This is a genomic window from Rhodococcus sp. Chr-9 (assembly GCF_000801125.1).
GTDB lineage: Bacteria > Actinomycetota > Actinomycetes > Mycobacteriales > Mycobacteriaceae > Rhodococcus > Rhodococcus pyridinivorans.
The window spans coordinates 64,017-88,402 of the sequence record NZ_JTIZ01000118.1; the positions used below are offsets into that span (position 1 = coordinate 64,017).

23 protein-coding genes and 1 tRNA gene are annotated in these 24,386 nt (G+C 67.6%); 8 read left to right on the plus strand and 16 right to left on the minus strand.

Features of this window, described 5'->3' with window-relative positions:
- Nucleotides 1–56 precede the first annotated feature (56 nt).
- Nucleotides 57–521: a RidA family protein gene (locus tag QR64_RS18280; RefSeq protein WP_006552428.1), complete on the minus strand. Its 465-nt coding sequence runs from the start codon at nt 519–521 to the stop codon at nt 57–59.
- 3 nt (nt 522–524) lie between these two features.
- A complete protein-coding gene (locus QR64_RS26610) occupies nt 525–689 on the minus strand; it encodes a DUF4177 domain-containing protein (RefSeq protein ID WP_006552429.1) in 165 nt (54 codons plus the stop codon).
- Between the two features lie 50 nt (nt 690–739).
- On the opposite strand from QR64_RS26610, the gene QR64_RS18285 reads away from it, so the two are divergent.
- Entirely contained in the window at nt 740–1,756 is a 1,017-nt protein-coding gene (locus QR64_RS18285; protein WP_371683113.1) for an ArsA family ATPase, read from the plus strand.
- Nucleotides 1,753–2,883, plus strand: a complete 1,131-nt coding sequence (locus QR64_RS18290; RefSeq protein ID WP_039586641.1) for an ArsA family ATPase — start codon at nt 1,753–1,755, stop codon at nt 2,881–2,883. The genes QR64_RS18285 and QR64_RS18290 overlap by 4 nt, the downstream gene beginning before the upstream one ends.
- 49 nt (nt 2,884–2,932) lie before the next feature.
- On the opposite strand, the gene QR64_RS18295 is transcribed toward QR64_RS18290, so the two are convergent.
- Nucleotides 2,933–3,256: a WhiB family transcriptional regulator gene (locus QR64_RS18295; RefSeq protein ID WP_006552432.1), complete on the minus strand. Its 324-nt coding sequence runs from the start codon at nt 3,254–3,256 to the stop codon at nt 2,933–2,935.
- A gap of 293 nt (nt 3,257–3,549) precedes the next feature.
- Here QR64_RS18295 and QR64_RS18300 point away from each other — a divergent pair, with 293 nt between their 5' ends.
- Nucleotides 3,550–5,976: a penicillin-binding protein gene (locus QR64_RS18300; protein WP_033097907.1), complete on the plus strand. Its 2,427-nt coding sequence runs from the start codon at nt 3,550–3,552 to the stop codon at nt 5,974–5,976.
- Between the two features lie 23 nt (nt 5,977–5,999).
- Here the strand turns inward: QR64_RS18300 and QR64_RS18305 are convergent, their stop codons facing one another.
- Nucleotides 6,000–6,476, minus strand: coding sequence for a GatB/YqeY domain-containing protein (locus QR64_RS18305; RefSeq protein WP_006552434.1), 477 nt, complete (start codon nt 6,474–6,476; stop codon nt 6,000–6,002).
- 66 nt (nt 6,477–6,542) lie between these two features.
- Here QR64_RS18305 and QR64_RS28590 point away from each other — a divergent pair, with 66 nt between their 5' ends.
- From QR64_RS28590 to QR64_RS18320, 3 genes are all read left to right on the plus strand, one after another.
- Complete coding sequence (locus QR64_RS28590; RefSeq protein WP_006552435.1) at nt 6,543–7,496, plus strand: metallophosphoesterase; 954 nt, start codon at nt 6,543–6,545, stop codon at nt 7,494–7,496.
- 54 nt (nt 7,497–7,550) lie between these two features.
- Nucleotides 7,551–7,624 (plus strand) — tRNA-Pro (locus tag QR64_RS18315).
- Between the two features lie 331 nt (nt 7,625–7,955).
- Nucleotides 7,956–8,477 carry a YdcF family protein gene (locus QR64_RS18320; protein WP_039586643.1) on the plus strand — a complete coding sequence of 174 codons (522 nt, stop codon included), beginning with the start codon at nt 7,956–7,958 and terminating at the stop codon, nt 8,475–8,477.
- A 9-nt stretch (nt 8,478–8,486) separates the two neighbouring features.
- Here QR64_RS18320 and QR64_RS18325 read toward each other — a convergent pair whose 3' ends face one another.
- Both QR64_RS18325 and QR64_RS18330 read right to left on the minus strand, forming a co-directional pair.
- Nucleotides 8,487–10,235: a cholesterol oxidase substrate-binding domain-containing protein gene (locus QR64_RS18325; RefSeq protein WP_024102808.1), complete on the minus strand. Its 1,749-nt coding sequence runs from the start codon at nt 10,233–10,235 to the stop codon at nt 8,487–8,489.
- Between the two features lie 76 nt (nt 10,236–10,311).
- Nucleotides 10,312–11,145: a metal-dependent hydrolase gene (locus QR64_RS18330; protein WP_039586759.1), complete on the minus strand. Its 834-nt coding sequence runs from the start codon at nt 11,143–11,145 to the stop codon at nt 10,312–10,314.
- A gap of 160 nt (nt 11,146–11,305) precedes the next feature.
- Here QR64_RS18330 and QR64_RS26850 point away from each other — a divergent pair, with 160 nt between their 5' ends.
- Nucleotides 11,306–11,449 (plus strand): hypothetical protein, encoded by a 144-nt coding sequence (locus tag QR64_RS26850; protein WP_019290230.1) that lies wholly within the window; start codon nt 11,306–11,308, stop codon nt 11,447–11,449.
- A 27-nt stretch (nt 11,450–11,476) separates the two neighbouring features.
- Here QR64_RS26850 and QR64_RS18335 read toward each other — a convergent pair whose 3' ends face one another.
- The 10 genes from QR64_RS18335 to QR64_RS18380 all read right to left on the minus strand — a co-directional run bounded on the left by QR64_RS18335 (nt 11,477) and on the right by QR64_RS18380 (nt 22,214).
- Entirely contained in the window at nt 11,477–12,937 is a 1,461-nt protein-coding gene (locus QR64_RS18335) for a catalase (protein ID WP_039586645.1), read from the minus strand.
- 94 nt (nt 12,938–13,031) lie between these two features.
- On the minus strand, nt 13,032–13,466 hold the full coding sequence (locus QR64_RS18340; protein WP_039586760.1) for a Fur family transcriptional regulator: 435 nt from the start codon (nt 13,464–13,466) through the stop codon (nt 13,032–13,034).
- A gap of 186 nt (nt 13,467–13,652) precedes the next feature.
- Nucleotides 13,653–13,862, minus strand: coding sequence for an SDR family NAD(P)-dependent oxidoreductase (locus tag QR64_RS26090; RefSeq protein ID WP_052227363.1), 210 nt, complete (start codon nt 13,860–13,862; stop codon nt 13,653–13,655).
- Nucleotides 13,863–13,967: 105 nt separating this feature from the next.
- Nucleotides 13,968–14,600, minus strand: coding sequence for a hypothetical protein (locus tag QR64_RS18350; protein WP_039586647.1), 633 nt, complete (start codon nt 14,598–14,600; stop codon nt 13,968–13,970).
- Nucleotides 14,593–16,305: an FAD-dependent oxidoreductase gene (locus QR64_RS18355; RefSeq protein WP_039586761.1), complete on the minus strand. Its 1,713-nt coding sequence runs from the start codon at nt 16,303–16,305 to the stop codon at nt 14,593–14,595. Before QR64_RS18355 ends, QR64_RS18350 begins: the two co-directional genes overlap by 8 nt.
- 26 nt (nt 16,306–16,331) lie before the next feature.
- Nucleotides 16,332–17,837 (minus strand): flavin-containing monooxygenase, encoded by a 1,506-nt coding sequence (locus QR64_RS18360; RefSeq protein WP_033097913.1) that lies wholly within the window; start codon nt 17,835–17,837, stop codon nt 16,332–16,334.
- Nucleotides 17,834–18,412 carry a TetR/AcrR family transcriptional regulator gene (locus tag QR64_RS18365; protein WP_039586649.1) on the minus strand — a complete coding sequence of 193 codons (579 nt, stop codon included), beginning with the start codon at nt 18,410–18,412 and terminating at the stop codon, nt 17,834–17,836. The genes QR64_RS18360 and QR64_RS18365 overlap by 4 nt, the downstream gene beginning before the upstream one ends.
- 125 nt (nt 18,413–18,537) lie before the next feature.
- Complete coding sequence (locus QR64_RS18370; protein WP_071936173.1) at nt 18,538–19,599, minus strand: aspartate-semialdehyde dehydrogenase; 1,062 nt, start codon at nt 19,597–19,599, stop codon at nt 18,538–18,540.
- Nucleotides 19,600–19,601: 2 nt separating this feature from the next.
- Nucleotides 19,602–20,867, minus strand: a complete 1,266-nt coding sequence (locus QR64_RS18375) for an aspartate kinase (RefSeq protein WP_019290241.1) — start codon at nt 20,865–20,867, stop codon at nt 19,602–19,604.
- A 78-nt stretch (nt 20,868–20,945) separates the two neighbouring features.
- Nucleotides 20,946–22,214 carry a DUF4185 domain-containing protein gene (locus QR64_RS18380; RefSeq protein ID WP_019290242.1) on the minus strand — a complete coding sequence of 423 codons (1,269 nt, stop codon included), beginning with the start codon at nt 22,212–22,214 and terminating at the stop codon, nt 20,946–20,948.
- Between the two features lie 345 nt (nt 22,215–22,559).
- On the opposite strand from QR64_RS18380, the gene leuA reads away from it, so the two are divergent.
- The gene (gene leuA / locus QR64_RS18385) at nt 22,560–24,371 is read left to right on the plus strand and encodes a 2-isopropylmalate synthase (RefSeq protein ID WP_039586656.1); all 1,812 of its coding nucleotides are present in this window, start codon (nt 22,560–22,562) and stop codon (nt 24,369–24,371) included.
- Nucleotides 24,372–24,386 lie beyond the last annotated feature (15 nt).

Here is a 24,386-nt window from a genome sequence, read left to right on the forward strand (position 1 = left end):
ACATGTGCCTCTCGTGTCGGATCCGTCGGGAGCCGCCTCCGATCGGGGAGGTGGCGTCAGCGTACTTCCACCATCAGCTCGACCTCGACGGGAGCGCCGAGGGGCAGTTCGGCGACGCCGACGGCCGAGCGGGCGTGCGCGCCGACCTCACCGAAGATCTCCCCGAGCAGTTCCGACGCGCCGTTGATGACGCCGGGCTGTCCGGTGAAGCCCTCGGCGGACGCCACGAAGCCGACGACCTTCACGACGCTCGCGATGTTGTCGAGTCCGACGAGACCGTCGACTGCGGCGAGCGCGTTGAGCGCGGCGGTGCGGGCCGCGGTCTTCGCCTCCTCCGCTGACACCTCGGCACCCACCTTGCCGGTGTGCGTCAGCTTCCCGTCGGCCAGCGGCAGCTGACCGGAGGTGTAGACGACGTCGCCATTGCGGACGGCGGGTACGTAGGCCGCCACCGGGGCGGCGACCGGCGGCAGGGTGATGCCGAGTTCGGTCAGGCGTTCGCTCCAGGTGTTGTGCGACACCGATCAGCCCTTCGGACGCTTGAGGTAGGCGACGTGCTGCTCACCGGTGGGGCCGGGCAGGACGGTGACGAGCTCCCAGCCGTCGGCACCCCACTGGTCGAGGATCTGCTTGGTCGCGTGCGTGAGCAGCGGCACGGTTGCGTATTCCCATGTGGTGGTTTCACTCATATCCTGACCTTATCCGGCACCGTTCACCGTCCACGACTTATAGGCTCGTGATCGTGGCATCTCCGACATCACATTCCGGCGAATGGCCGGCAGGCGCCGCCCAGGCGCGACTGCACTTCGTGTCCGGCAAGGGTGGCACCGGGAAGTCCACCGTGGCCGCGGCGCTCGCACTGGCGCTCGCCGCCGGAGGTCGCAAGGTTCTGCTCGTCGAGACCGAGGGACGTCAGGGCATTGCGCAGCTGTTCGACGTGCCGCCGCTCCCGCCGGTCGAGACGAAAATCGCGACCGCACCGGGTGGCGGTGAGGTCTCGGCTCTCGCGATCGACATCGAGGCGGCCTTCCTCGAATACCTCGACATGTTCTACAACCTCGGATTCGCAGGTCGCGCGATGCGACGGATGGGAGCGATCGAGTTCGTGACCACGCTCGCGCCGGGTCTGCGCGACGTCATCCTCACCGGCAAGATCAAGGAGACCGTGGTACGGACCGACGCGTCCGGCGCACCCGTCTACGACGCGGTCGTCGTCGACTCCCCGCCCACCGGCCGCATCGGCAGCTTCCTCGACGTCACCAAGGCCATGGCCGATCTCGCGAAGTCCGGTCCGATCCGGTCGCAGAGCGAGGGTGTGGTCCGGCTGCTGCACTCCGACCAGACCGTCGTCCATCTGGTGACCCTACTCGAGGCTCTGCCCGTGCAGGAGACGGCCGACGCGGTGGAGGAGCTCGAGGCCGCCGATCTCCGGATGGGGACGGTCATCGTCAACCGCACCGCTCCCGAGCACCTGCCCGAGGAACTCGTCGACGACGTCGCCGCCGGCCGCATCGCCGGGCCCGCGATCCGGACGACGCTGGAGAAGGTGTCCATCAAGCTCTCCGACGACGATTTCGCCGGCCTGCTGACCGAGACCATCGAGCACGCCGCGGTACTCCAGGCGCAACAGGTGAGCGCCGCTCAACTCGACGAAGTGAAGGTGGCACGCATGTCCCTACCGGCCCTCGCCGACGGTGTCGATCTCGGTGGCCTCTACGAACTCGCCGACGTCCTTGCCGAGCAGGGTGTCCGATGAACGCACCGATCCGGAAGGTCCTCGACGTCGCCCGCATCCTGGACGACCGCTCGTCCCGGGTGATCGTGTGCTGCGGGTCGGGAGGTGTCGGCAAGACGACCACCGCCGCGGCGCTCGCGTTGCGCGCGGCCGAGCGGGGCCGTAGCGTCGTGGTGCTCACGATCGACCCGGCGCGGCGACTGGCACAGGCCCTCGGGGTCGCCTCGCTCGACAATTCACCGCAGAAGGTGGAGCTCGGGCCGGAGGCGAAGGGCGAGCTGCACGCGATGATGCTCAACATGCGTCGCACCTTCGACGACATGGTGCTCGAGCACTCGACGCCGGAGAAGGCCCAGCAGATCCTCGACAACCCCTTCTATCAGACCGTGGCGTCGTCTTTCTCCGGCACGCAGGAGTACATGGCGATGGAGAAGCTCGGTCAGCTCGCGCAGAGCGACGAGTGGGATCTCATCATTGTCGACACCCCGCCGTCCCGGAACGCGCTCGACTTCCTCGACGCTCCCCAGCGGCTCGGGGCCTTCCTCGACGGGCGGATGATCCGGATCTTCACGGCACCCGGGCGTGGCTTCGGCCGCCTGGTGACCGGCGCGATGGGGCTCGCACTCAAGGCGGTCTCGACGATCGTCGGGAGCCAGATGCTGTCGGATGCATCGGCCTTCGTGCAGTCGCTGGACTCGATGTTCGGGGGCTTCCGCGAGCGCGCCAACCGCACCTACCGGTTGCTGCAGCAGCCGGGAACCCACTTCATGGTGGTCGCGGCACCCGAACCCGATGCCCTGCGCGAGGCGTCGTTCTTCGTCGAACGACTGTCGGGCGATCGCATGCCGCTGTCGGGCCTGGTGCTCAACCGCACCCATCCGACACTGTCGGCGTTGCCGTCCGATCACGCCCTCGCCGCGGCGGACCAGCTCGCCGAGGAGGAGGGCGTGGACGGGAAGGCCGCTGAGGCCGTTCTCCGCATCCACGCGCACCGGGCCGTGATCGCCAAGCGGGAGCTGCGGTTGCTACGCAACTTCACCGCGGCGAACCCTGCCGTCCCCGTGGTCGGGGTGCCCTCGCTGCCCTTCGAGGTCTCGGATCTCGAGGCGCTGCGGGCGGTGGGCGAGCAATTGACCCGCGAGGCGTGATGTCTCGCGGGTCATGATCTCGGCGGTTCGTGTACCGGTGAGGTGGTGACTAGACCGCGCTCTGGTGCTGTCGCTGCGCCTGGAAGAAATCGGCCCAGGACTCGACCTCGGGATGCTGCTTGAGGAGAGCACGACGCTGCCGCTCCGTCATGCCTCCCCACACGCCGAACTCGACACGGTTGTCGAGGGCGTCCGCCCCGCACTCGAGCATCACCGGGCAGTGCCGGCAGATCACCGCAGCCTTGCGCTGCGCTGCGCCACGCACGAACAGTTCATCTGGATCGACTTCGCGGCAGCGAGCCTTGGAGACCCAAGCGATACGCGCTTCGGCCTGGTCGACGTCGAGTCGGGTCGTCGGGGTGGTCATGTGCATTCAGTTGCCCCTTTACTTTCCGAACGCCGGTTCGCGGTGTTCGAGGTCTGCGCCGTCCGTGTGCCGCAACGGCGCAAAACCTGCCCGTCAAGGTGTTATCTGCGTCACACTGATGTCTCAATCTAGGTAAACTGATGCCCACGCGCAAGGCGAACGAAACCTTTTCTGGTACGCACGTACAAAGTCCCACGTCGGAGGCGTTTTCACCTCGCCCGTCGTGCCACGCCCGCTCCCTGGAAACGGCCGGCCGGTCCCTCGCCACGTAGTGTGTAGGCGTGTCGATCCGAAGAACGGTGGCGAAGCTCGCTGGTTGCACGGCCCTCGGCGGCGTTCTCGTAGCAGGGATGCTCTTCCCGGCCGCGGGTGGTTTCGGGTACGTCTCGAACCGAGCCGCGGACACCGTCGACAACAGTTCCGCAGAGCTCGTCGAAGGTGTCGTCCCAGCCGTGACGACCATGGTCGACAAGGCGGGCGAGCCGATCGCGTGGCTCTACGACCAGCGTCGCTTCGAGGTGCCCAGCGACCAGATCTCCAACGAGATGAAACTGGCGATCGTCTCGATCGAGGACAAGCGGTTCCCCGAGCACCAGGGCGTCGACTGGCAGGGCACCATCCGCGCGTTCCTCACCAACACCACGAGCGGTCAGGTCGAGCAGGGCGCCTCCACGATCGACCAGCAGTACGTCAAGAACTACCTGCTCCACGTGATCGCGAAGACCGACGCCGAACGCCGCGCGGCGATCGAGACGACGCCGGCCCGCAAGATCCGTGAGATCCGCATGGCGCTGACCCTCGACGATCAGCTCACCAAGGACGAGATCCTCACCCGCTATCTGAACCTCGTCCCCTTCGGCAACGGTTCGTTCGGCATCCAGGACGCCGCCCAGACCTACTTCGGCATCGACGCCAAGGACCTGAACATCCCGCAGGCCGCGATGCTCGCGGGCATGGTGCAGTCCAGCTCGGCGCTGAACCCGTACACCAATCCCGACGGCGTGCTCGCCCGTCGCAACATCGTGCTCGACACGATGATCGACAACATCCCGGAGCGCGCCGACGAGATCCGCGCCGCGAAGGAACTGCCGCTCGGCGTGCTGCCCGAGCCCAACACGCTCCCCCGCGGCTGCATCGCTGCCGACGACCGCGGTTACTTCTGCGAGTACGCGCTGCAGTATCTCGAGAACTCGGGCCTGTCGCGCGAGCAGATCGACCGGGGCGGATATCTCATCCGCACGACCCTCGACCCCGAGGTCCAGAACTCCGTCAAAGAGTCGCTCGACCGGTTCACCAGCCCCACCGTCGACGACGTGGCCTCGGTGATGAACGTGATCGAGCCGGGCCAGGATTCGCACAAGGTCCTCGCCATGGGGTCGAGCCGCAAGTTCGGTCTCGACGCCGAGGCCAAGGAGACGGTCCAGCCGCAGCCCTACTCGCTGGCCGGTCACGGCGCCGGGTCGATCTTCAAGATCTTCACCGTCGCCGCCGCCATGGAACAGGGTCTCGGCACCTCCGCCGTGCTCGACGTCCCGTCCCGCTACAACGCCCGCGGTCTGGGCGACGGCGGTGCCCGCGGCTGCCCGGCCAACTACTACTGCGTCGAGAACGCCGCGCCGTATCCGTCGCGACTGTCGGTGACCGACGCGCTGGCACAGTCACCGAACACGGCGTTCGTCAAGCTCATCGAGGCGACCGGCGTCGACGCGGTTGTCGACATGTCGGTGCGCCTGGGTCTGCGGTCGTACCTGCAGCCCCGCACCTCCGGCTTCGGCGACCAGTCGATGGCCGAGATGCAGAAGAACCAGCACCTCGGCTCGTACACGCTCGGCCCGACGTGGATCAACGCGCTGGAGCTGTCGAACGTCGCGGCAACCCTCGCCTCGCACGGCAAGTGGTGCCCGCCCACCCCGATCGAGGGGGTGTTCGACCGCGAGGGCAAGCCCGTGCCGATCACGCAGCAGGCGTGCGAGCAGGCCGTCGAGCCCGGTCTGGCCGACACCCTGACGACGGCGATGAGCAAGGACACCGCCGCCGGCGGTACCGCTTCGGGCGCCGCGGGGTCGGTGGGCTGGAACCTGCCGGTCGCGGCGAAGACCGGTACTACCGAGTCGCACATGTCGTCGGCCTTCCTCGGCTTCACCAACCGGTTCGCCGGCGTGGTCTACACCTACGGCGACTCCCCCACTCCCGGCCAGATCTGCTCGGGTCCGGTCCGCCCCTGCTACGACGGCAACCTCTTCGGCGGTACCGAACCGGCGCGGACATGGTTCTCAGCGATGCTGCCGGTGGCGAACAAGTTCGGCTCCATCGAACTGCCCGCCCCCGATCCCCGGTACGTCCGCGGCGCGGGCAACGCCCAGGTTCCGGACGTGACGGGCCTGTCGAAGGACCGCGCGGTGCAGCGACTGCAGGACGCCGGATTCTCGGTCTCGGAGGCGACGATCGCCGGTGAGGAACGCGCCGGAACGGTGACGGGTACGTCCCCGAGCGGCTCGGCCGTCCCGGGATCGACGGTCACGCTGTTCATCAGCGACGGATCGGTCCGCGTCGCTCCCACCACGAGCGCCACCCCGGCCCGCCCGCGCGACCGCGAGGTGCCCGACACGACCCGCCGGTCGACGCCCGCGCCCATCCCGGGACGTGAGCTCGAGCAGAGCGAGTCGAGTCCGCCGGCGGAGGAGGAGTCCACTCCCACGACGACACCGAGCCGCCCCGACAACTGAGCCGCAGGGCTTCCACGGTCGGTTTACAGGCGTGAACGCACGGCTGCGGACAGGCGCTTGCCGTCGGCCTTGCCTGCCGCGATCTCGGTGGCGGCCTTCATCACCTGGCCCATGTTCTTCGGACCCGGCCGCGTGCCGAGTTCCTCCGCAACGCGCGCGAGGGCGGTGTCGACGACGTCGACGAGTTCGGCATCGGTGAGCGGGGTGGGCAGGTACTCGTCGATGATCCGTGCCTCGGCGTGCTCCTTGGCCGCGAGCTCTCCGCGTCCGTTCTCGGTGTAGACCTCGGCGGCCTCGCCGCGCTTCTTCGATTCCTTCGCGAGGACCTGGAGCACCTCGTCGTCGGACAGCTCACGCGCCTCCTTGCCGGACACCGCCTCGTTCCGGATCGCCGCGAGCAGCATCCTGAGGGTCTCGGTCCGCAGCTTGTCCTTGTCCTTCATCGCTGCGGTCAGGTCGGTCCGCAGCCTGGATTCGAGGGAGGATGTGGTGTCGCTCATGCCGGAAACGCTACGCGGGACAGGCGAACCACGTGCGAGGACCACGCACGGCGGTACGCTGGAGAAGTGCCTGACCTGTCTGCAATTCGCCGCGTAACCCTCGGTGCTGCCGGCGCCGCCGCTCTCGGCCTCGGTTACGCCACGCTGATCGAACGGAACGCGTTCACCCTTCGCGAGGTCACGGTGCCGGTGCTCGCGCCCGGCGCGTCGACACTGCGGGTCCTGCACATCAGCGACCTGCACATGACTCCCAATCAGAAGCTGAAACAGAACTGGTTGCGCGAACTCGACGGCCTCGAGCCCGATCTCGTCGTGAACACGGGCGACAACCTGTCGCACCCGAAGGCCGTTCCGGCCGTCGTCCAGGCCCTCGGCGGACTCCTCGCCCGCCCGGGTCTGTTCGTCTTCGGGAGCAACGACTACTTCGCTCCCGTGCTGAAGAATCCGCTGGCCTACTTCGACAAGGACCACGACCGCGTCTACGGGCCTCCGCTCCCGTGGGGCGACCTGCGTGCGGCGTTCACCGAACGTGGCTGGCAGGACATGACGCACGTGCGCCGCGACATCGAGATCGGCGGCGTGCGCATCGCCGTCGGCGGTGTCGACGACCCGCATCTCGACCGCGACCGGTACGAGACGATCGCAGGTGCGGCCGATCCCTCGGCCGATCTGCGACTGGGCATGACTCACTCCCCCGAGCCGCGGGTGCTCGATCGCTTCGCCGAGGACGGCTACGACCTCGTTCTGGCGGGCCACACCCACGGCGGCCAGCTGTGCCTGCCGTTCTACGGCGCGCTGGTGACCAACTGCGGGATCGACCGGTCGCGGGTGAAGGGCGCGTCGCGCTGGGGTGCCCACATGCGACTGCACGTCTCCGCGGGTATCGGCACGTCGCCGTTCGCTCCCGCCCGGTTCTTCTGCCGTCCGGAGGCCACCCTGCTGACCCTCGTTCCGGCCTCGCGCGACACCGCGCAGCAGGCCAGCGGTGATTCGGCAGAGCGCGCCGGGTTACGTCGCTGACCAGCCGATTTAATCTTCTGCGGACTCGTGTTGTAAGCTGACCGGGGTTCAATACGGGGTGTGGCGCAGCTTGGTAGCGCGCTTCGTTCGGGACGAAGAGGTCGTGGGTTCGAATCCCGCCACCCCGACTCGTGGAAGAACTCGTCAGGGCACTTTCTCCTCACGGAGAAGGTGCCCTGACCGCATTCCGGGGCACCTTGTTCACCTCTCCGGAAAAGGACGTCCCCTCCCGTCACAAAAGATTCTTCAAGTCTGTTTTTAGGGATTAAAACAGACTTGAATACCCTAAACTGAAAGGCGGCACCGCACTCGCGAGACGCCTCGGCTCTGGTCGGGCGGGAACGGACTCGGCGGATGACGCGACGACACAGGGCCTCCCGGCAGGACGCACCGGAGAATTCCGGAGGTTCCACACTCACCAGACCACGCCCCCGGCGACGGCGGTGGCTCGCCGTCCTCGTGCTCGTCGCGTGCGCGATCATCGCCGCGGGCCTTCCCGTCTACGTGGCCCCGCAGATCGAGATCGAGAACCTCAGCCCGTATCGCCGGGCGGACGCGATCTTCGTCCTCGGCGGTGCGATCTACGAGCGCTATCCCTACGCGCTCGAACTCGCACTCGAAGGCTTCGCACCCGAGGTCGTGGTGTCGAATCCCAACGGCGCGAAGGACGTCTGGCTGACGGACCTGTGCGACCACCCGCGCTACGAATTCCCCGTCACGTGCTTCGAACCGGACCCGCCGACCACGCGCGGTGAGGCCATGGAACTGCGTCGTCTCGCGGAACAGCGCGGCTGGAACAGCGTCATCGTCGTGACGTTCGTGCCGCACGTCTCCCGCGCGCGCTTCATCCTCGACCGATGCTTCGACGGCGAACTCATCATGGCCGCCAGCCCGGCCGACATCGCCCTGTCGTACTGGGCATGGGCGTACGCCTATCAGACCGCCGGCTACATGCGGGCCTTCTCGCACACGGGGTGCTGAAGCGGAACGTCAGGGCAGCAACCGGTCGAGGAACCGGTTGCTGAACACCCGGTGCGGGTCGTACTGCTCGAAAGCCGCGAGCGCGGCGTCCCAACCCTGCCCGGACGGTAGGCCGGTGCGGTACATGGCCGGCACCGTCTCACCGAGGAAACCGGGGTCGCGGTAGCCGCCCTCGTCGTCGAACGCCCAACCCTTCGACCACTCGGACCGGAAGGTCGCGTAATCGCCCGAATAGTGGGCGGCCATCCACTGCTCCATCTCGCGGAAGAAGGCCGGCATCCCGGCCGTTCCGGGGATGGAGACGACGTTCATCCAGATCGCGGTGTCCCAGTCGGGCCGGTCGGGGCGGGGACGCACCGGCGACAGGTCGGGCACACCGGCGGCGTCGACGAGCACCTCGTCGGCGTCGTCGACCTTGCACAGACGTACCTCGAACGGCATGTTCACGGGGTACTGCCCGAGCGAGGCGTAGTGCGTCATCCGCTCGTGCAGCCACGTCGTGAACTCGTTGATGACGCGGGCGATGTTGTCGCGTCTCGTCACGACGACACCGCCACCGGCGACCACGCGCAGGGTCGCGGCGCGCAGGTAGAACAGCAGGTCCTTGGACCAGCCCCACAGATCTTTCGTGCCGGTCGCTGCGAGTCCCGCTGCCACCGCACCGAACTGCGACGCACCGAAGGTCGGTGTGACGCCCTGGGCGCCACGCACGACCTGTCCCAGCAGGTCGGTGAGTTCCTCGGGCAGACTGTCCGAGAAGTAGTAGTTGTACGGATCCTGCACCTCGCGGGAGGCGGCGGGCTTCTCCGGGGAGACCGACCAGATTTTGAGCCAGGGTGTCTCGGTGAAGGGGAACCAGATCGCCTCGACCCGCCCGTGCTCCTCGACGTAGCGCTCGAAAGTGCGCCCCGGCGAGCCGGGCGGGGCGAACAGTTCGCGCCACGGGATGTCGGTGAAGCTCTGGCAGCGCACCCGGTAGTTCGCTCCGGCCTGCAGCGTCACCGAAGTGACGAAGGTGCGTCCGAGGTGGGCGAGCAGGGGTCTGATCTCCGGTTCGGCGCGGCGGAACTCGCGGAGTTCGTAGGCAGCGGCCGACGGGTTCCACACCACGGCGGTCAGAGCCAGGACGAGATTGGACAGGGAGCCGAACGACTGGCCGGGGATCACCGTCTCCCCCGCCGCCGGGTAGGTGGCTCCGTGGGCACCGATCGACAGTGCCCCCGCGATGGAGATGTCGCCGATGGCGGGCGAGTTGGCCCAGCCCAGTCCGTTCGCTTCGAGCGTGGTGAGGATGGATTCGATGCTCGCGCCCCCTCCGGCCGTCACGCGCGGAGGTGCGGCGTCCGCATCGACGACGACCTGGTTCAGCTGCGACATGGTGTCGACCAGCACGACGTTCTCGATGTCCTGCCCGGCCTCGAGGGTGAGCGGACTCCAGCTGTGCATCGATCCGCGGGGACGGATGCGGAAGCCGTGGGCGTGCGCCCAGTTCGCGAGGCGGACGACGTCGTCGGCGGTGCGCGCGGTCGCGGTCCACACCGCGTCGAACCGGATGGTCTTCGCCCAGTTGACGAACTGTTGCTGCGAGAGCGGGATGTCGGCCGGGAAGTCCGGCGGCGCCGGGATCGTGGCTGCCGGGTCGCCGAGCGGTACCGCACCCGCGAGCGTCCATCCCGTGCCTGCAAGGACGGCTGCTCCGGCGGCTGCTCCGAGAAGACCGCGACGGCTGAGGGTGGGACCAGAGGCTCGAGCGCTCACGAGGGCGGGTTCCGTTCTGTTCTGCGGGCGCGGACTCCGCGAAAATAGAACAAGTTCTCTCTATTCTCCAGTACCGCTACCGGTGTGCGGCGCCCTCGCTCCAGAACGACAGACCCGACGCCTCCAACGTGCCGAGGATGTGTTCGGGAGCGCCGTCGACCGACCAGACCGCCATCGCGACCGCCGCCACGGTGAGGGCCGGACCGAGGATGCCGAGCTCGAACGGGCCACCCGCACGGATGGACAACGCCGACGGCAGCTTGATCTCCCACCAGCGCGACCCGCGCCAGGGCACGAACGGAGCGAGGAAGGGGATTCCCTCCTTGGTGATGGCGTCGCCGAGACAGTGCGTCGCGCATCCGAGGGCCACCGCGACCCCCAGGCCCGTCGACGCAACCTCCTGCGGGAACCACGTCCACGACAGGATCGACAGCACTGCCGCGCTCAGGGTGACGATCACCCACCCGCGCTTCTTCGCCCACGACCCGAACAACCCGCGCAGTGCGAGACCGAGAGTGACGAACAGGACCCCGATGATCGCTTCCCTGCCGAAGCTCGCGACGAGTGCCGAGACTCCGGCTCCGAGCAGTGCCGCGAACAGCGCGGTGTGCGTCATGGTGCGGTGCCCGCCGCGCCGCTTCCGGTCGCGGCTGCCCTTGGTGAGCGAGTAGTAGCCGAGCGAGACCGCGTCGATGCCCCTGGCGAAGGTCTGGCTCACGGGCCCGAACGACCTCGCGACCGTCGACTGTGCCGTGTCGAGATCCGGAAGCAGGGCCGCCCCCGAACACACCGCCGCGAAGGCGAAGGTCTCCGCGGTGGACGCGGGTGCACCCCAGTCGGTAGGAAGCAGATCTGCGACGACGAGCCCCACCAGCGCCCCGGATACTGCATGGGTAGGACCCATCACCATGTCGGACAACACCTTTCGACGAACGAGCGCGAACCCGACCCGGCGTGACGACGCCGGCCCCGGATCTCCAACCTAACAACCACAGCCGACACACCTGTCACACGCGTGTTCGAACAGCCGATATGCTCGGCAGACGCCGGCAGGGCCGCCCACCGGAGAGATGGACGGCCCTGGCGTCTGTGCCGGATTCCTCGTTTGCGAGGAAGATGGAGTTGTCGTCGTCGGATGGAGGGAGAGCGACATGGACACCACGCTGATCGTGCTGGCGCTGGCAGCCCTGATCTACTGGTGGGGACTGCTCTGATCCCGTCGCATCTCCCCCGGTGACGGGTCAGGCTCCGGCGCGCACGCCCGCCTCGACCCGCTTGCCGAGCTCCTCGTCGACGTTGCGCCAGTACTCGAAGATCCGCTCGTAGAGCGCCTCCGAGGTACCGCCGAGGACGTGTCCGACGATGTTGTACACGAGGCGTTCGCGCTCCGCGTCGTCCATCACGTCGCGGACGAGGGTGCCCGCCTGACCGAAGTCGTCGTCCTCTGGGTGCTGCACGTAGCCCGCGCGCACGGCCTCGGTTCCGAAGTTCCACAGACCTTCGTCGCCGGCCCGCTCGGGATCGGCATGCGGACCACCGAAGCTGTTCGGTGCGTAGACCGGGGTCTGCGGATCGTTGAAAGGGAAGGCCATGTTGCCCTCCTTGCTGTAGGAGTCGACACGGGCGGCCTTCGCGGAGTTCACCGGCAACTGTGCGTGGTTGACGCCGATGCGGTAGCGGTGGGCGTCGGCGTAGGAGAACACGCGGCCGAGCAGCATCTTGTCGGGCGAGAAACCGATGCCCGGCACGACGTGCGACGGGGCGAACGCGGCCTGCTCGATCTCTGCGAAGAAGTTGCGTGGGTTGCGGTTCAGGGTCATCGTGCCGACCTTGATCAACGGGTAGTCCTTTTGCGACCACACCTTGGTCAGGTCGAACGGGTTGAACCGGTAGTTCTCCGCCTCCGCGACCGGCATGATCTGCACGTGGAGCGTCCAGCTCGGGAACTCGCCACGCTCGATCGCCTTGTAGAGGTCGGCGCGGTGGTAGTCGGGATCCGAGCCGGCGAGGCGGTCGGCCTCGTCCTGGGTGAGGAACTCGATGCCCTGGTCGGTCTTGAAGTGGTATTTCACCCAGAAGCGCTCACCGTCGGCGTTGATCCATTGGTAGGTATGCGAACCGAAGCCGTCCATGTGGCGCCACGTGCGCGGCAGGCCACGGTCGCCCATCAGCCAGGTGACCTGGTGTGCGGTCTCGGGGCGCAGGGTCCAGAAGTCCCACTGCATCGTGTGGTCGCGCAGGCCGGAGCCGGGCAGGCGCTTCTGCGAGTGGATGAAGTCGGGGAACTTGATCGGGTCCTTGATGAAGAAGATCGGCGTGTTGTTGCCGACCAGGTCGTAGTTCCCGTCCTCGGTGTAGAACTTCAAAGCGAAACCGCGCGGGTCGCGCCAGGTGTCGGGGCTGCCCTGTTCACCGGCGACCGTCGAGAAGCGTGCCAGCATCTCGGTTTTCACGCCCGGCTGGAACAGCTTGGCCTTCGTGTAGGCGGAGACGTCCTCGGTGACGACGAGCTCACCGAACGCGCCGGCGCCCTTGGCGTGCACGACGCGCTCGGGCACCCGCTCGCGGTTGAAGTGCGCGAGCTTCTCGACCAGGTAGTGGTCGTGGAGCAGGATCGGCCCCTGGGTGCCCGCGGTGAGCGACTCGTTGTCGCTGGCGACGGGGATACCGACGTTGTTCGTGGTGTAACGGGCATTCGTCATGGTGACCTCCGTATACGGATGTTCCGGGTCTCGGGACACGAAGCCGGTGGTTCGGCCCGCGGAGGGGCCGGACCACCGGTGAAGCGAGTGGGCGCTAGTCGGCGCGGCAATCGGGGCACATGCCCCAGAAGGTGACCTCTGCTTCGTCGATGACGAAGCCGTGGTCGTCGGACGGCGTCAGGCAGGGCGCGGCCCCGACCACGCAATCGATGTCGACGACCGTGCCGCATGCGCGGCACACGAGGTGGTGGTGGTTGTCGCCGATGCGGGTCTCGTACCGTGCGGGTGATCCGGCCGGTTCGATCCGGCGGAGCAACCCGTTCCCCACGCATGCCTTGAGTACGTCGTACACGGCCTGCGTCGACACCGAGCCGAGTTCGTCGCGCACGTGGGCGGCAATTCCGTCCGCATCGGAATGCGGATGCTCGGCAACGGTTCTCAGTACGGCAACGCGGGGAGCGGTCACCCGCAGACCCACGGAGCGCAGTTGCTCCTTGGGGTCGAAGTGATGCTCGTGTCCTTGTTGCATGACACCAAGTATGCCCCTTTTCTGGAATAAGTCAAGAAAAGGATCGGTGCGGTGCCCGTCACGCCTACTTCGGGTCTCCGATCGGATCAGAGGTCGGTGCGGTCGGCGCCCGCCGGCGCCCGGCGCGCCTCGGTCGTCTCTCCGCACGGCCGGATCCTCACCGAGTGTCGAATCGGGAAGTGCGAGCTAGTCTTTCGTCAGGAAATCGGTCCGCACGTATCCCGGTTCGATCAGATTCACCCCGATACCGAGATCGGCGACCTCCGCGGCGAGCGCTTCCGTCAGGGCCTCGAGCGCGAACTTGCCCGCACTGTAGAGCCCCCAGCCCGGGAAGGTCGTGAGCACCAGGATCGACGAGACGTTGACGATGTGCCCGCGACGGTTGCTCCTGAACACCGGAAACGCCGCCCCATCACGTTCAGCACCCCGAAGATCTGCACGTCGAACATCGCGTGTGCGTCGGCATCGGCGATCTCCTCGACGGCGGAGAGACCGGCTGACCTACATACGCGACACGACTCGCGACGCGCCCGTGGACATCCGTCCGGAGGTGATGACGATGCCGTGGTGGGTGCCGGGGCGAAGCCAGCGGCTCAGCGTCGGTCCCTCCGCCGCGACGGTCACCCGCGCGTAACGGAACTTCCCCCGCAGCCGGGCGGTGGCGCGTTCGACGGCGCCGCCGGGGATCGGCTGGGCGAAGGTCAGTCCACCTGCGATCGGCAGTTCCGGGCCCTTCGGCGCGGCCGAGGTGGCCACGCTCCATCGGGCGCCGGTCGCGGAGAAATCGCCGAGGACGTCGCCGTCGAACTTCGCGAGCACCTTCGGCAGCTTCCAGTGTTCGCGACCACCGTGCACCGACGGCTCGGAGTCGACGGCGATGAACGGCACCGCCATCGCCGGGATCAGGTCGCGGCGCAGCACCGGGCTGGCCAGCACCTCGCGGTACGGCCCGACCGGCGAGTCGAGGTAGTCGACCATCATCGCGAGGGTGATGGGCAGGGTCGCGCCTGCCGGCCCGTACTGGGAGGCGTCCGGGGTGCTGCGATGCCACCACAGGGCGGCCCGCACGGAGGCCGGCCATGGCGGTGGCGGCGAGACCGGATAGTCGGTGCGTTCGTCCTCGCTCTCAGGCACTGTCCAGAGCACGGGCGCTCTCCTTCCGAACGGGGGTGATGGGCAGTCGCAGCGCCGCCGGGGCCTCGACGGGCACGACCGGACGCACGGGCTGCACGGGCTGCACGGGTTCGTAGGCCGACCCGAGCGGAGGCCGGTTGTCCTTCTCCCCCTTGTTCGGCCACAGCGCCAGCGCACGTTCGGCCTGCGCGGTGATCGTGAGGGACGGGTTCACGCCGAGGTTGGCGCTCACCGCGGAGCCGTCGACGACGTGCAGACCCTTGTGCCCGTAGACACGCAGGTACGGGTCGACGGTGCCGGTACGCGGCGAATCGCCGATCGCGCACCCGCCGAGGAAGTGCGCGGTCATCGGGATGTCGAACAGGTCGGCGATCGAACCACCGGCGTCGCCGTCGATCTTGTCGGCGACGCGGCGGACCGCTTCGTGGCCCACCGGAATCCACTCGGGCGGCGGAGTGCCAGGCCCCTGCTTGCTGGTCAGGCCCCGGCCGATCGGCGTGCGCCGGGTCGCGAGCTCGAGAGAGTTGTCGTCGGTCTGCATCACGAGAGCGATGACCGTGCGCTCGGACCAGTTCCGGACCGACAGCGAGCGGAGGAAGGCGGCGGGATTCTTCGCGGCGACACCGAAGAACTTCAGCAGTCGCGGCATCCGCGTGCCACCGTCGACGAGCAGCGCCTGGAGCAGACCGATCAGGTTGCTGCCCTTGCCGTACCGCACCGGTTCGATGTGGGTGTGGTCGTCCGGGTGGAAGGACGACGTGATGGCCACGCCCTTCGTGTAGTCGACGACGCGATCCTGCGCGGTCGCGGCGAGCACCGCCTCGGAGTTGGTGCGCACCACGGTGCCGAGGGCCGGAGACAGGTTCGGCAGGTCGCCGGTCTCGCGGCTCGCGAGCAGCAGGCGCGCCGTACCGTAGGTACCGGCCGCGATCACCACCTGGTCGGCGGTGAAGACCTTGCGGCGCTTCCTGATGCCGTTCGTGCTGCGGGTGTGGACCTCATACCCACCACCGGTACGGGGCACCACACGGGTCACCGTCGTGAGGGCGTGGATGTGCGCGCCGGCCTTCTCCGCGAGGTAGAGGTAGTTCTTGGCGAGCGTGTTCTTCGCTCCCACACGGCAACCCGTCATGCAGCTGCCGCACTCCGTGCAGCCGGTGCGGTCGGGGCCGGCTCCACCGAAGAACGGGTCGGGCACCGTCCTGCCGGGCTCGTCGAAGAACACACCGACCGGGGTGGTCGTGTAGGTGTGGCCGACACCCATCTCGTCGGCGACCTGGCGCATCACCTCGTCCGCGGGCGTGATGCTGGGATTGGGGCGGACGCCGAGCATCCGTGCCGCCTGGTCGTAGTACGGCGTCAGTTCCGCTTCCCAATCGGTGATGTGACCCCACTGCGGGTCGCGGAAGAAGGGCGTCGGCGGCTTGTACAGGGTGTTGGCGTAGTTCAGCGACCCGCCGCCCACACCGGCTCCCGCCATGACGAGCACGTTGGGCAGCAGGTGCATGCGCTGCACCCCGTAGCATCCCACCTGCGGCGCCCACAGGTACTTGCGCAGCCGCCAACTCGTCTCGGGCAGCTCGTCGTCCTCGAAACGCCGTCCGGCCTCGAGAACTCCTATCTTGTATCCCTTCTCGGTGGCGCGCAGTGCTGCGACGCTGCCGCCGAATCCGGATCCGATGACGAGGACGTCGTAATGGGTCATGCGCCCGCTCCTGCCGTCGCTCTGCTTCATGCGCCCGCTCCTGCCGTCGCTCGGTGTTCCGTGTAGCTCTCCGGGTCGAACTGCTTGGTCCGCGCCCGGTACTGCCACGTGAAGGTCGGCCACATCACGGAATTGCGGCCCTTCTCGTCGATGTACCAGCTGCTGCAGCCACCCTGGTTCCAGACCGTGTTGTTCAGCGCCGGGTCGAGATCGGCGGTGTAGCGGCGCACCGCGTCGTCGCGCACCTCCACGGCCGAGATGCCGTGACGCTCCATCGTGCGCAGCGCGTCGGAGATGTAGTTGGCCTGGGATTCGAGCATGTACACGATCGAGCTGTGGCCGAGATTGGTGTTGGGGCCGTACATGAGGAACAGATTGGGGAAGCCGGGCACGGTGATGCCGAGATAGGCCGAGGGGCTGCCGTCCCAGGTCTCGGCGAGGGTGCGGCCGTCGCCACCGCGGATATGGTGCGCGACCGGCGGTTCCGTCGGCGTGAAACCGGTACCGAAGATGATGGTGTCGACCGGGTACTCGGTGCCCTTGTCGTCGACGACACCGTTCTCGGTGACCGCCGCCAGACCGGAGGACACCACGTCCACCTTCGGGCGGGTGATGGCCGGGAACCAGTCGTTGGACAACAGGATCCGCTTGCAGGTGATCGCGAAATCGGGGGTCAGGCGCTTGCGCAGCTCAGGATCGCGCACGTTCTTGCGCAACACCTGGCGTGCCCGGACCTCGAACAGCGGCAGGAGGTACTTGCGGGCGAAGGGCTTCGTCATGCCGACGACGTAGATCTCCCTGTGCCCGTACACGAATCCGCGCATGAGCTTCTGAGCCAGGGAGAAGCGCCGGTAGAGCGTGCGGACCGACCGCGCGATGACGTGGTCGTGCTTGGGCATCACCCAGGAGGCCGTGCGCTGGAACAGCGTGAGATGTTCGACGCGGTCGACGATCGCCGGCACGAACTGGATGGCCGACGCGCCGGTACCGATGACGGCGACACGCTCACCCGTGAGGTCGTGGTCGTGATCCCACTCGGCCGAATGGAACTTTTTGCCGCGGAACAACTCCAGGCCGGAAACCTTCGGATAGGTGGGTGTGGAGAGGGCGCCGGTCGCGGCGACGAGCACGTCGGCCGTCAGGTCGCCACGGGAGGTGGAGATCCGCCACACGGCACGCTCGGCGTCCCACTGCGCCGCGCGCAGTTCGCACCCGAACATCGTCCGGTCGGTCACGCCCTGCTCACGTGCAACACGGCGGAGGTACGCGTAGATCTCCTCCTGGGTGCCGTACGCTCGCGACCAGTCGGGTTCGGGCGCGAAGGAGAACGAGTACAGCGCGCTCGGAACATCGCATGCGGCACCGGGATAGGTGTTCACGCGCCAGGTTCCGCCGACGTCGTCACCGCGCTCGAGGACGAGAACGTCGGCGTCGGGGTTCTCGCGCAACAGCGTTGCGGTCATACCGATGCCACCGAAGCCCGCGCCGACGACGAGTGTGTGCACGTGATCGGGAAGCAGTGCGAGACTCATTTCATCACCAGCGCCTTCCAGACCGGGAGCAGGCGCTCCCGGAATTCTCGATCGGATTCGGGGGTACGCATCAGGGCCGAGACGGCGAAGCCCCGGGCGATTTCGATGCTGAGGTCGATGTGGTCGGGCGAGACCCGGTCGCCCATGATCTCCAGGCAACCCGCGCGGAGCGCGTCCGACACCTTGCGTTCGAGCGGGATCATCGCCTCGTGCAGGGACGGATCGGTCCGCGCCGCGACCCACAGTTCGAGCGCTGCGGCGAAGAGCGGGCCGGAGAAGGCATCCATGAGCGTTTCGAAGCCGTGCTCCGGATCGGGTCGTGTCTCGAGGATCTCCTGCAGCCGCCTGTCGACGAGGTGCCCGACCGCCGCGACGACAAGGCTCTCCTTCGTCGGGAAGTGGTGGAGCTGGGCGCCTCGCGAGACTCCGGCACGTTTGGCGATGCCCTGCGTGCTGGTTCCCGAATAGCCATGCTCGACGAGCGAGTCGACCGCGGCGTCGAGCAGCTTGGCTCGCGTCGCGGCTGTGCGTTGCGCCTGGGTGCGACCACCGTTCGGCGCAGTGTCCTGGATCACGCATCGCAGCGTAACGGGAAAACAACAAACAGTCCAGACTGCTTGTAAATATTTCTCGGGTATACCGAATCAGGCCCGAAACGCGACGGAGCGGGTGGACCCGAAGAGGTCCACCCNAAGGTCGCCTAGACGAGCAGCTCAGCGATCTGGATGGTGTTGAGAGCAGCACCCTTGCGCAGATTGTCGCCCGAGACGAAGAGCGCGAGACCGCGGCCCTCAGGAGCACCCGGATCCTGACGGATGCGGCCCACGAGCGAGACGTCGTCGCCCGCTGCGGCGAGCGGGGTCGGCACGTCGACGAGACGGACGCCCGGAGCGTTCGCGAGCAGCTCCTGCGCACGCTCGACCGACAGCGGCCGCTCGAACTCGGCGTTGATCGACAGCGAGTGGCCGGTCACGACGGGAACGCGCACGCACGTGCCCGACACGAGCAGGTCCGGCAGGCCGAGGATCTTGCGCGACTCGTTGCGCAGCTTCTGGTCCTCGTCGGTCTCACCCGTTCCGTCGTCGACGATCGAGCCGGCGAGCGGCACGACGTTGAACGCGATGGGCGCGACGTACTTGTTCGGGGCCGGGAAGTCGACGGCGTCGCCCGCGTGGACGAGCTTGTCGGCCTCGTCGGCGACGGCACGCACCTGGCCGACGAGTTCCTCGACGCCCGCCAGTCCGCTACCGGAGACCGCCTGGTAGCTCGACACGATCAGGCGCTGGAGTCCGGCCTCGTCGTGCAGTGCCTTGAGCACCGGCATCGCGGCCATCGTGGTGCAGTTCGGGTTGGCGATGATGCCCTTCGGTGGGTTCTTCACCTGCTCCGGGTTGACCTCGCTGACGACGAGCGGAACCTCGGGGTCCTTGCGCCATGCCGACGAGTTGTCGACGACGATCGCACCGGCGGCCGCGAAGCGCGGAGCCTGTTCCTTGGAGAGGGTGCCACCGGCCGAGAACAGCGCGATGTCGATGCCCTTCAGATCCTCGTCGGAGGTCGCCGCGACGTCCTCGACCACGATCTCCTCACCGCGGAACGGTAGCTTCTTGCCGGCCGAGCGGGCCGACGCGAAGAACCGAACCGTGTCGGCCGGGAAGTTGCGCTCCTCGAGCAGGGTGCGCATGACGATACCGACCTGCCCCGTGGCGCCTACGACCGCAATGGTCTTGCCCGTCGCTTCGCTCGCCTGATTGGTGGTCACGATTACCGCCCCGTTCCTGCGTGCACGACGGCCTCTTCGTCGCCGCCGAGCTCGAATGCCGCGTGCAGAGCGCGCACGGCGTCGTCGAGTTCGTTGTCATCCACGAGCACGGAGATGCGGATCTCCGACGTCGAGATCAGGTCGATGTTGATGCCGGCGTCGGCGAGGGCCTCGCAGAACTTGGCCGTGACGCCGGGGTGGCTCTTCATGCCGGCACCGACGAGGGAGACCTTGCCGATGTGGTCGTCGAAGAGGACCTGAGTGAAGCCGATGTCGCCCTGCTGCTTGGTGAGGAGTTCGACCGCGCGCGGGCCGTCGCTCTTCGGGCAGGTGAAGGTGATGTCGGTCTTGCCGGTCTCGACCTTCGAGATGTTCTGCAGCACCATGTCGATGTTGATCTCGGCGTCGGCGACGGCGCGGAACACCTTGGCGGCGTAACCGGGGGTGTCGGGGATACCGACGACGGTGATCTTCGCTTCGCTGCGATCGTGCGCAACGCCGGTGATCAGGGCCTCTTCCACAGGGATGTCCTCCATCGATCCGGACACGATGGTGCCGGGCTTGGTGGTGTACGACGAACGAACGTGCACGGGCACGTTGTAGCGGCGGGCGTACTCCACGCACCGCAGCATGAGAACCTTCGCGCCGCACGCGGCGAGCTCGAGCATCTCCTCGAAGGAGACCTTCTCGAGGCGCTGCGCGTCCTTGACGATGCGCGGGTCCGCGGAGAACACGCCGTCGACGTCGGTGTAGATCTCGCAGACGTCCGCGTCGAGCGCGGCGGCGAGTGCGACGGCGGTCGTGTCCGAACCGCCACGACCGAGAGTCGTGATGTCCTTGCTGTCCTGGCTCACACCCTGGAAGCCGGCGACCAGCACGATGCTGCCCTCGTCGAGGGCGGTGCGCACGCGGCCGGGGGTGACGTCGATGATCTTCGCCTTGCCGTGGCTGCCCGTGGTGATCACGCCGGCCTGGGAACCGGTGAACGACCGGGCCTCGGCGCCGAGCGAGTGGATCGCCATCGCGACGAGGGAGTTGGAGATGCGCTCACCGGAGGTGAGGAGCATGTCCATCTCGCGGGCCGGCGGGGCCGGGCACACCTGCTGTGCGAGATCGAGGAGTTCGTCGGTCGTGTCTCCCATGGCCGAGACGACGACCACGACGTCGTTGCCCGCCTTCTTGGTCTCGACGATCCTTTCAGCGACGCGCCGGATCCGCTCGGCCGTCGCGACCGAGGATCCTCCGTACTTCTGGACGACGAGTGCCACGCTGGCCAACCTCCGGGTCTCGGGAACAAGTCCAGTGGCCCAGCTTACCGACCGCGGCTTCCATCGACCCGGGGCGTCTCAGGAAAGTGTCGTGCGCAACAGCATGACGTTGTAGTCGCCCCACCGCGAGGCGGTGAAGTAGAGGTCCGTATCCGTGGACCACGGGTGGATGAACGGAGCGTAGAGACCACCGATCTCACGGTGGGTGACCAGCACGCGAGCCTCGCTCCACGGCCCCTCGGGTCTCGCGGACGTCCTCATCTCGATCGTGCCGTTCGCCTCGTTGCCGTAGAGCATGACGAACTCGTCGCCCAGGAACTGCACCGACATCTCCCCGACTGCGGGCGGCACGACCGGGGTGGCCGCGGCGGCGTCGCCGGACACCCAGTCGTCGCCGCTCCAGTACTCGTAGGCGGCCAGGTCCAGCAGAGCGGTCTCGGGGACGCGCGAGACGAAGGCCGCGCCGAACCGGCCCTGCGGTGTGCCGAAGTCGTAGACGTATCCCTCGTGGCGGACGTAGGCGTGCTGCTGGAAGTTCTCGTTCCCGGTGGACAGCTGCTGCACCGTGGGTACGTCGAGGGGCAGGTTGATCCGCGCCGTCGCCGGGTCGAGCTGCCAGGTCTCCCCGTTGTCGGTCGAGGTCGCGATCATCGACGCGTTGGTCCACCACTCGCCGTGGTCGCCCCACGACCGCACCGACATGAAGTTGACGTACTGGATGCCGTCGACGGCGATGCCGGCCGTGGGGATCACGGTGATCTCGACGCCGTCGAGTGCGAGGCTGCCCACGAGTTCGCGGGAGATGTCGGGCGCGGAGGGCAGGACGGGCGAACCCGCACGCGGGTCGCCGGGCACCGGATCGGGCACGTCGATGCCGTCGGAGAGGTCGGCGTCGGTGGTGCGCATGAGGACGTTGTGGCGCCACTGCTGGTCGGGCAGCGAGCAGTCGCCGAAGGTGTCGCCGAAGGCCATGAGGACCTGACGGTCCTCGCCCTGCGCACCGTTGTCCCACATGATGCCGAGGTCGGTTCCCGAGATGGAGAACCTGTCGTAGGTCCTGTTGGGGCTGCGCGGGCCGGTCACCCAGGCGACGGTGCTGGTGGGGCCCGGGCCGAGTGCCGGTAGCGGTCCCTGCGGGCCTTCGGGTGCGAGTCCTCCACTCCCCGATCCGCTGCTTCCGAGCCGCGGTCCTGATGATCCCGTGCCGAAGGATCCGGAGCCCGAACCCGAGCCGGGGAGTCCCGAGTCGCAGGGTTCGCCGTGCGCGGCGGGGGCGGAGACCGCCATGAGTCCGAGTGCGAGCAGTGCACTGCACGATCCGGCAATCGCCGTGCGCAACGATCCCATCGATACGCCCTTCACCCATCGTGTTACCGGAGATACCGGTGTTACTGATGTTGCGGGAGTTACGTTCGGTAACGCTAGGGGCGCAAGTACCGCTCTGTCAGGCGCGTTCGTATCGATCGGGTCACGACATCACCGCTGCCCGGTCACACGGAACGCATGCGTGTGGGAGGTGCCACTTGGTCGAGGTGGGGTATGGCGCGATACACTGCAGGGCATGCAGCGCGTGCTTCTCCTCGGCCGCCGCGGCGGGATCTGACCAGACCGGCTTCCCGTCGCGGGGTTTCGACGCGCCGGTCGATATTCGATCTGGGCCCACAGGTCCCCTTTTCTCTTTGGAGTTACGTCATGTCACCCGCCGACGCTTTCACCTCCGGCTCGCGCACCATCACCCCGCCGAGCAAGCCGGCCCCGGCCGACCAGCCGTCGTGGAACAAGCAGAAGAACTCGTCGATGCCGACCTACCGGTACCGGCCGTTCGCCGAGGAAGTCGAGTCGATCTCGCTGCCCGACCGCACCTGGCCCGACAAGATCATCGATCGCGCCCCGGCGTGGTGCGCCGTGGACCTGCGCGACGGCAACCAGGCGCTAATCGACCCGATGAGCCCCGCCCGTAAGCGGCGCATGTTCGATCTGCTCGTACGCATGGGTTACAAGGAGATCGAGGTCGGTTTCCCGTCCGCGAGCCAGACCGATTTCGATTTCGTCCGCGAGATCATCGAGGACGGCGCGATTCCCGACGATGTCACCATCCAGGTGCTGACGCAGTCCCGCCCCGAACTGATCAAGCGCACCTTCGAGGCGTGCGCCGGGGCGCAGAACGTGATCGTGCACTTCTACAACTCGACGTCGATCCTGCAGCGTCGCGTGGTGTTCCGCGCCGACAAGGAGACCGTCAAGAAGATCGCGACCGACGCCGCCGAGCTGGTGCTCGAAGAGGCGAAGAACCACCCCGACACCAACTGGCGCTGGGAGTACTCCCCCGAGTCGTACACCGGAACCGAGCTGTCGTACGCCAAGGATGTCTGCGACGCGGTCGTCGAGACCTTGGGCGCGACCCCCGAGAACCCGGTGATCATCAACCTGCCGGCCACGGTCGAGATGGCCACCCCCAACGTCTACGCCGACTCGATCGAGTGGATGCACCGCAATCTGGCGAAGCGCGACTCGATCATCCTGTCGCTGCACCCGCACAACGACCGCGGCACGGGCGTCGCCGCTGCCGAGCTGGGCTACCAGGCCGGTGCCGACCGCATCGAGGGCTGCCTGTTCGGCAACGGTGAGCGCACCGGCAACGTCTGCCTGGTGACCCTGGGCATGAATATGTTCAGCCGTGGCGTCGACCCGCAGATCGACTTCTCGAACATCGACGAGATCCGCCGCACGGTCGAGTACTGCAACCAGCTGCCCGTCCACGAGCGCCACCCCTACGGTGGCGACCTGGTCTACACCGCCTTCTCCGGCAGCCACCAGGACGCGATCAACAAGGGCATCGACGCGATGAAGGTCGACGCCGAAGCCGCCGGTGTCGACGTCGACGACCACACCTGGGCCGTGCCCTACCTGCCGATCGACCCGAAGGACGTCGGCCGCACCTACGAGGCCGTGATCCGCGTGAACTCGCAGTCCGGCAAGGGCGGCATCGCGTACATCATGAAGCATGACCACGGCCTGAACCTGCCGCGTCGCCTGCAGATCGAGTTCTCGCAGGCCGTCCAGAAGGTCACCGACGGTGATGGTGGCGAGGTCAGCCCCAAGGAGATGTGGGACATCTTCCACGAGGAGTACCTGGCCCCGGTCTCGCCGCTCGAGCGCATCCGGCAGAAGGTCACCGCGGCCGAGACCGACGACGGTGAGGACAGCATCGTCGCCGTGCTGAAGGTCGACGGCGTGGAGAAGGAGATCTCCGGCAGCGGCAACGGCCCGCTGGCGGCCTTCGTGGACGCCCTCGAGTCGCTGGGTTACCAGGTGGCCGTTCGCGGTTACGCCGAGCACGCCATGTCCGCCGGCGACGACGCCAACGCCGCGGCCTACGTCGAGGCCGACGTCACGCGTCCCGACGGCACGACCGTCCTGGTGTGGGGCGTGGGCATCGCCCCGTCGATCACCACGGCGTCGCTGCGCGCGATGGTCTCCGCGGTGAACCGCTCGCACCGCTGATCCGTCTCCGAACCG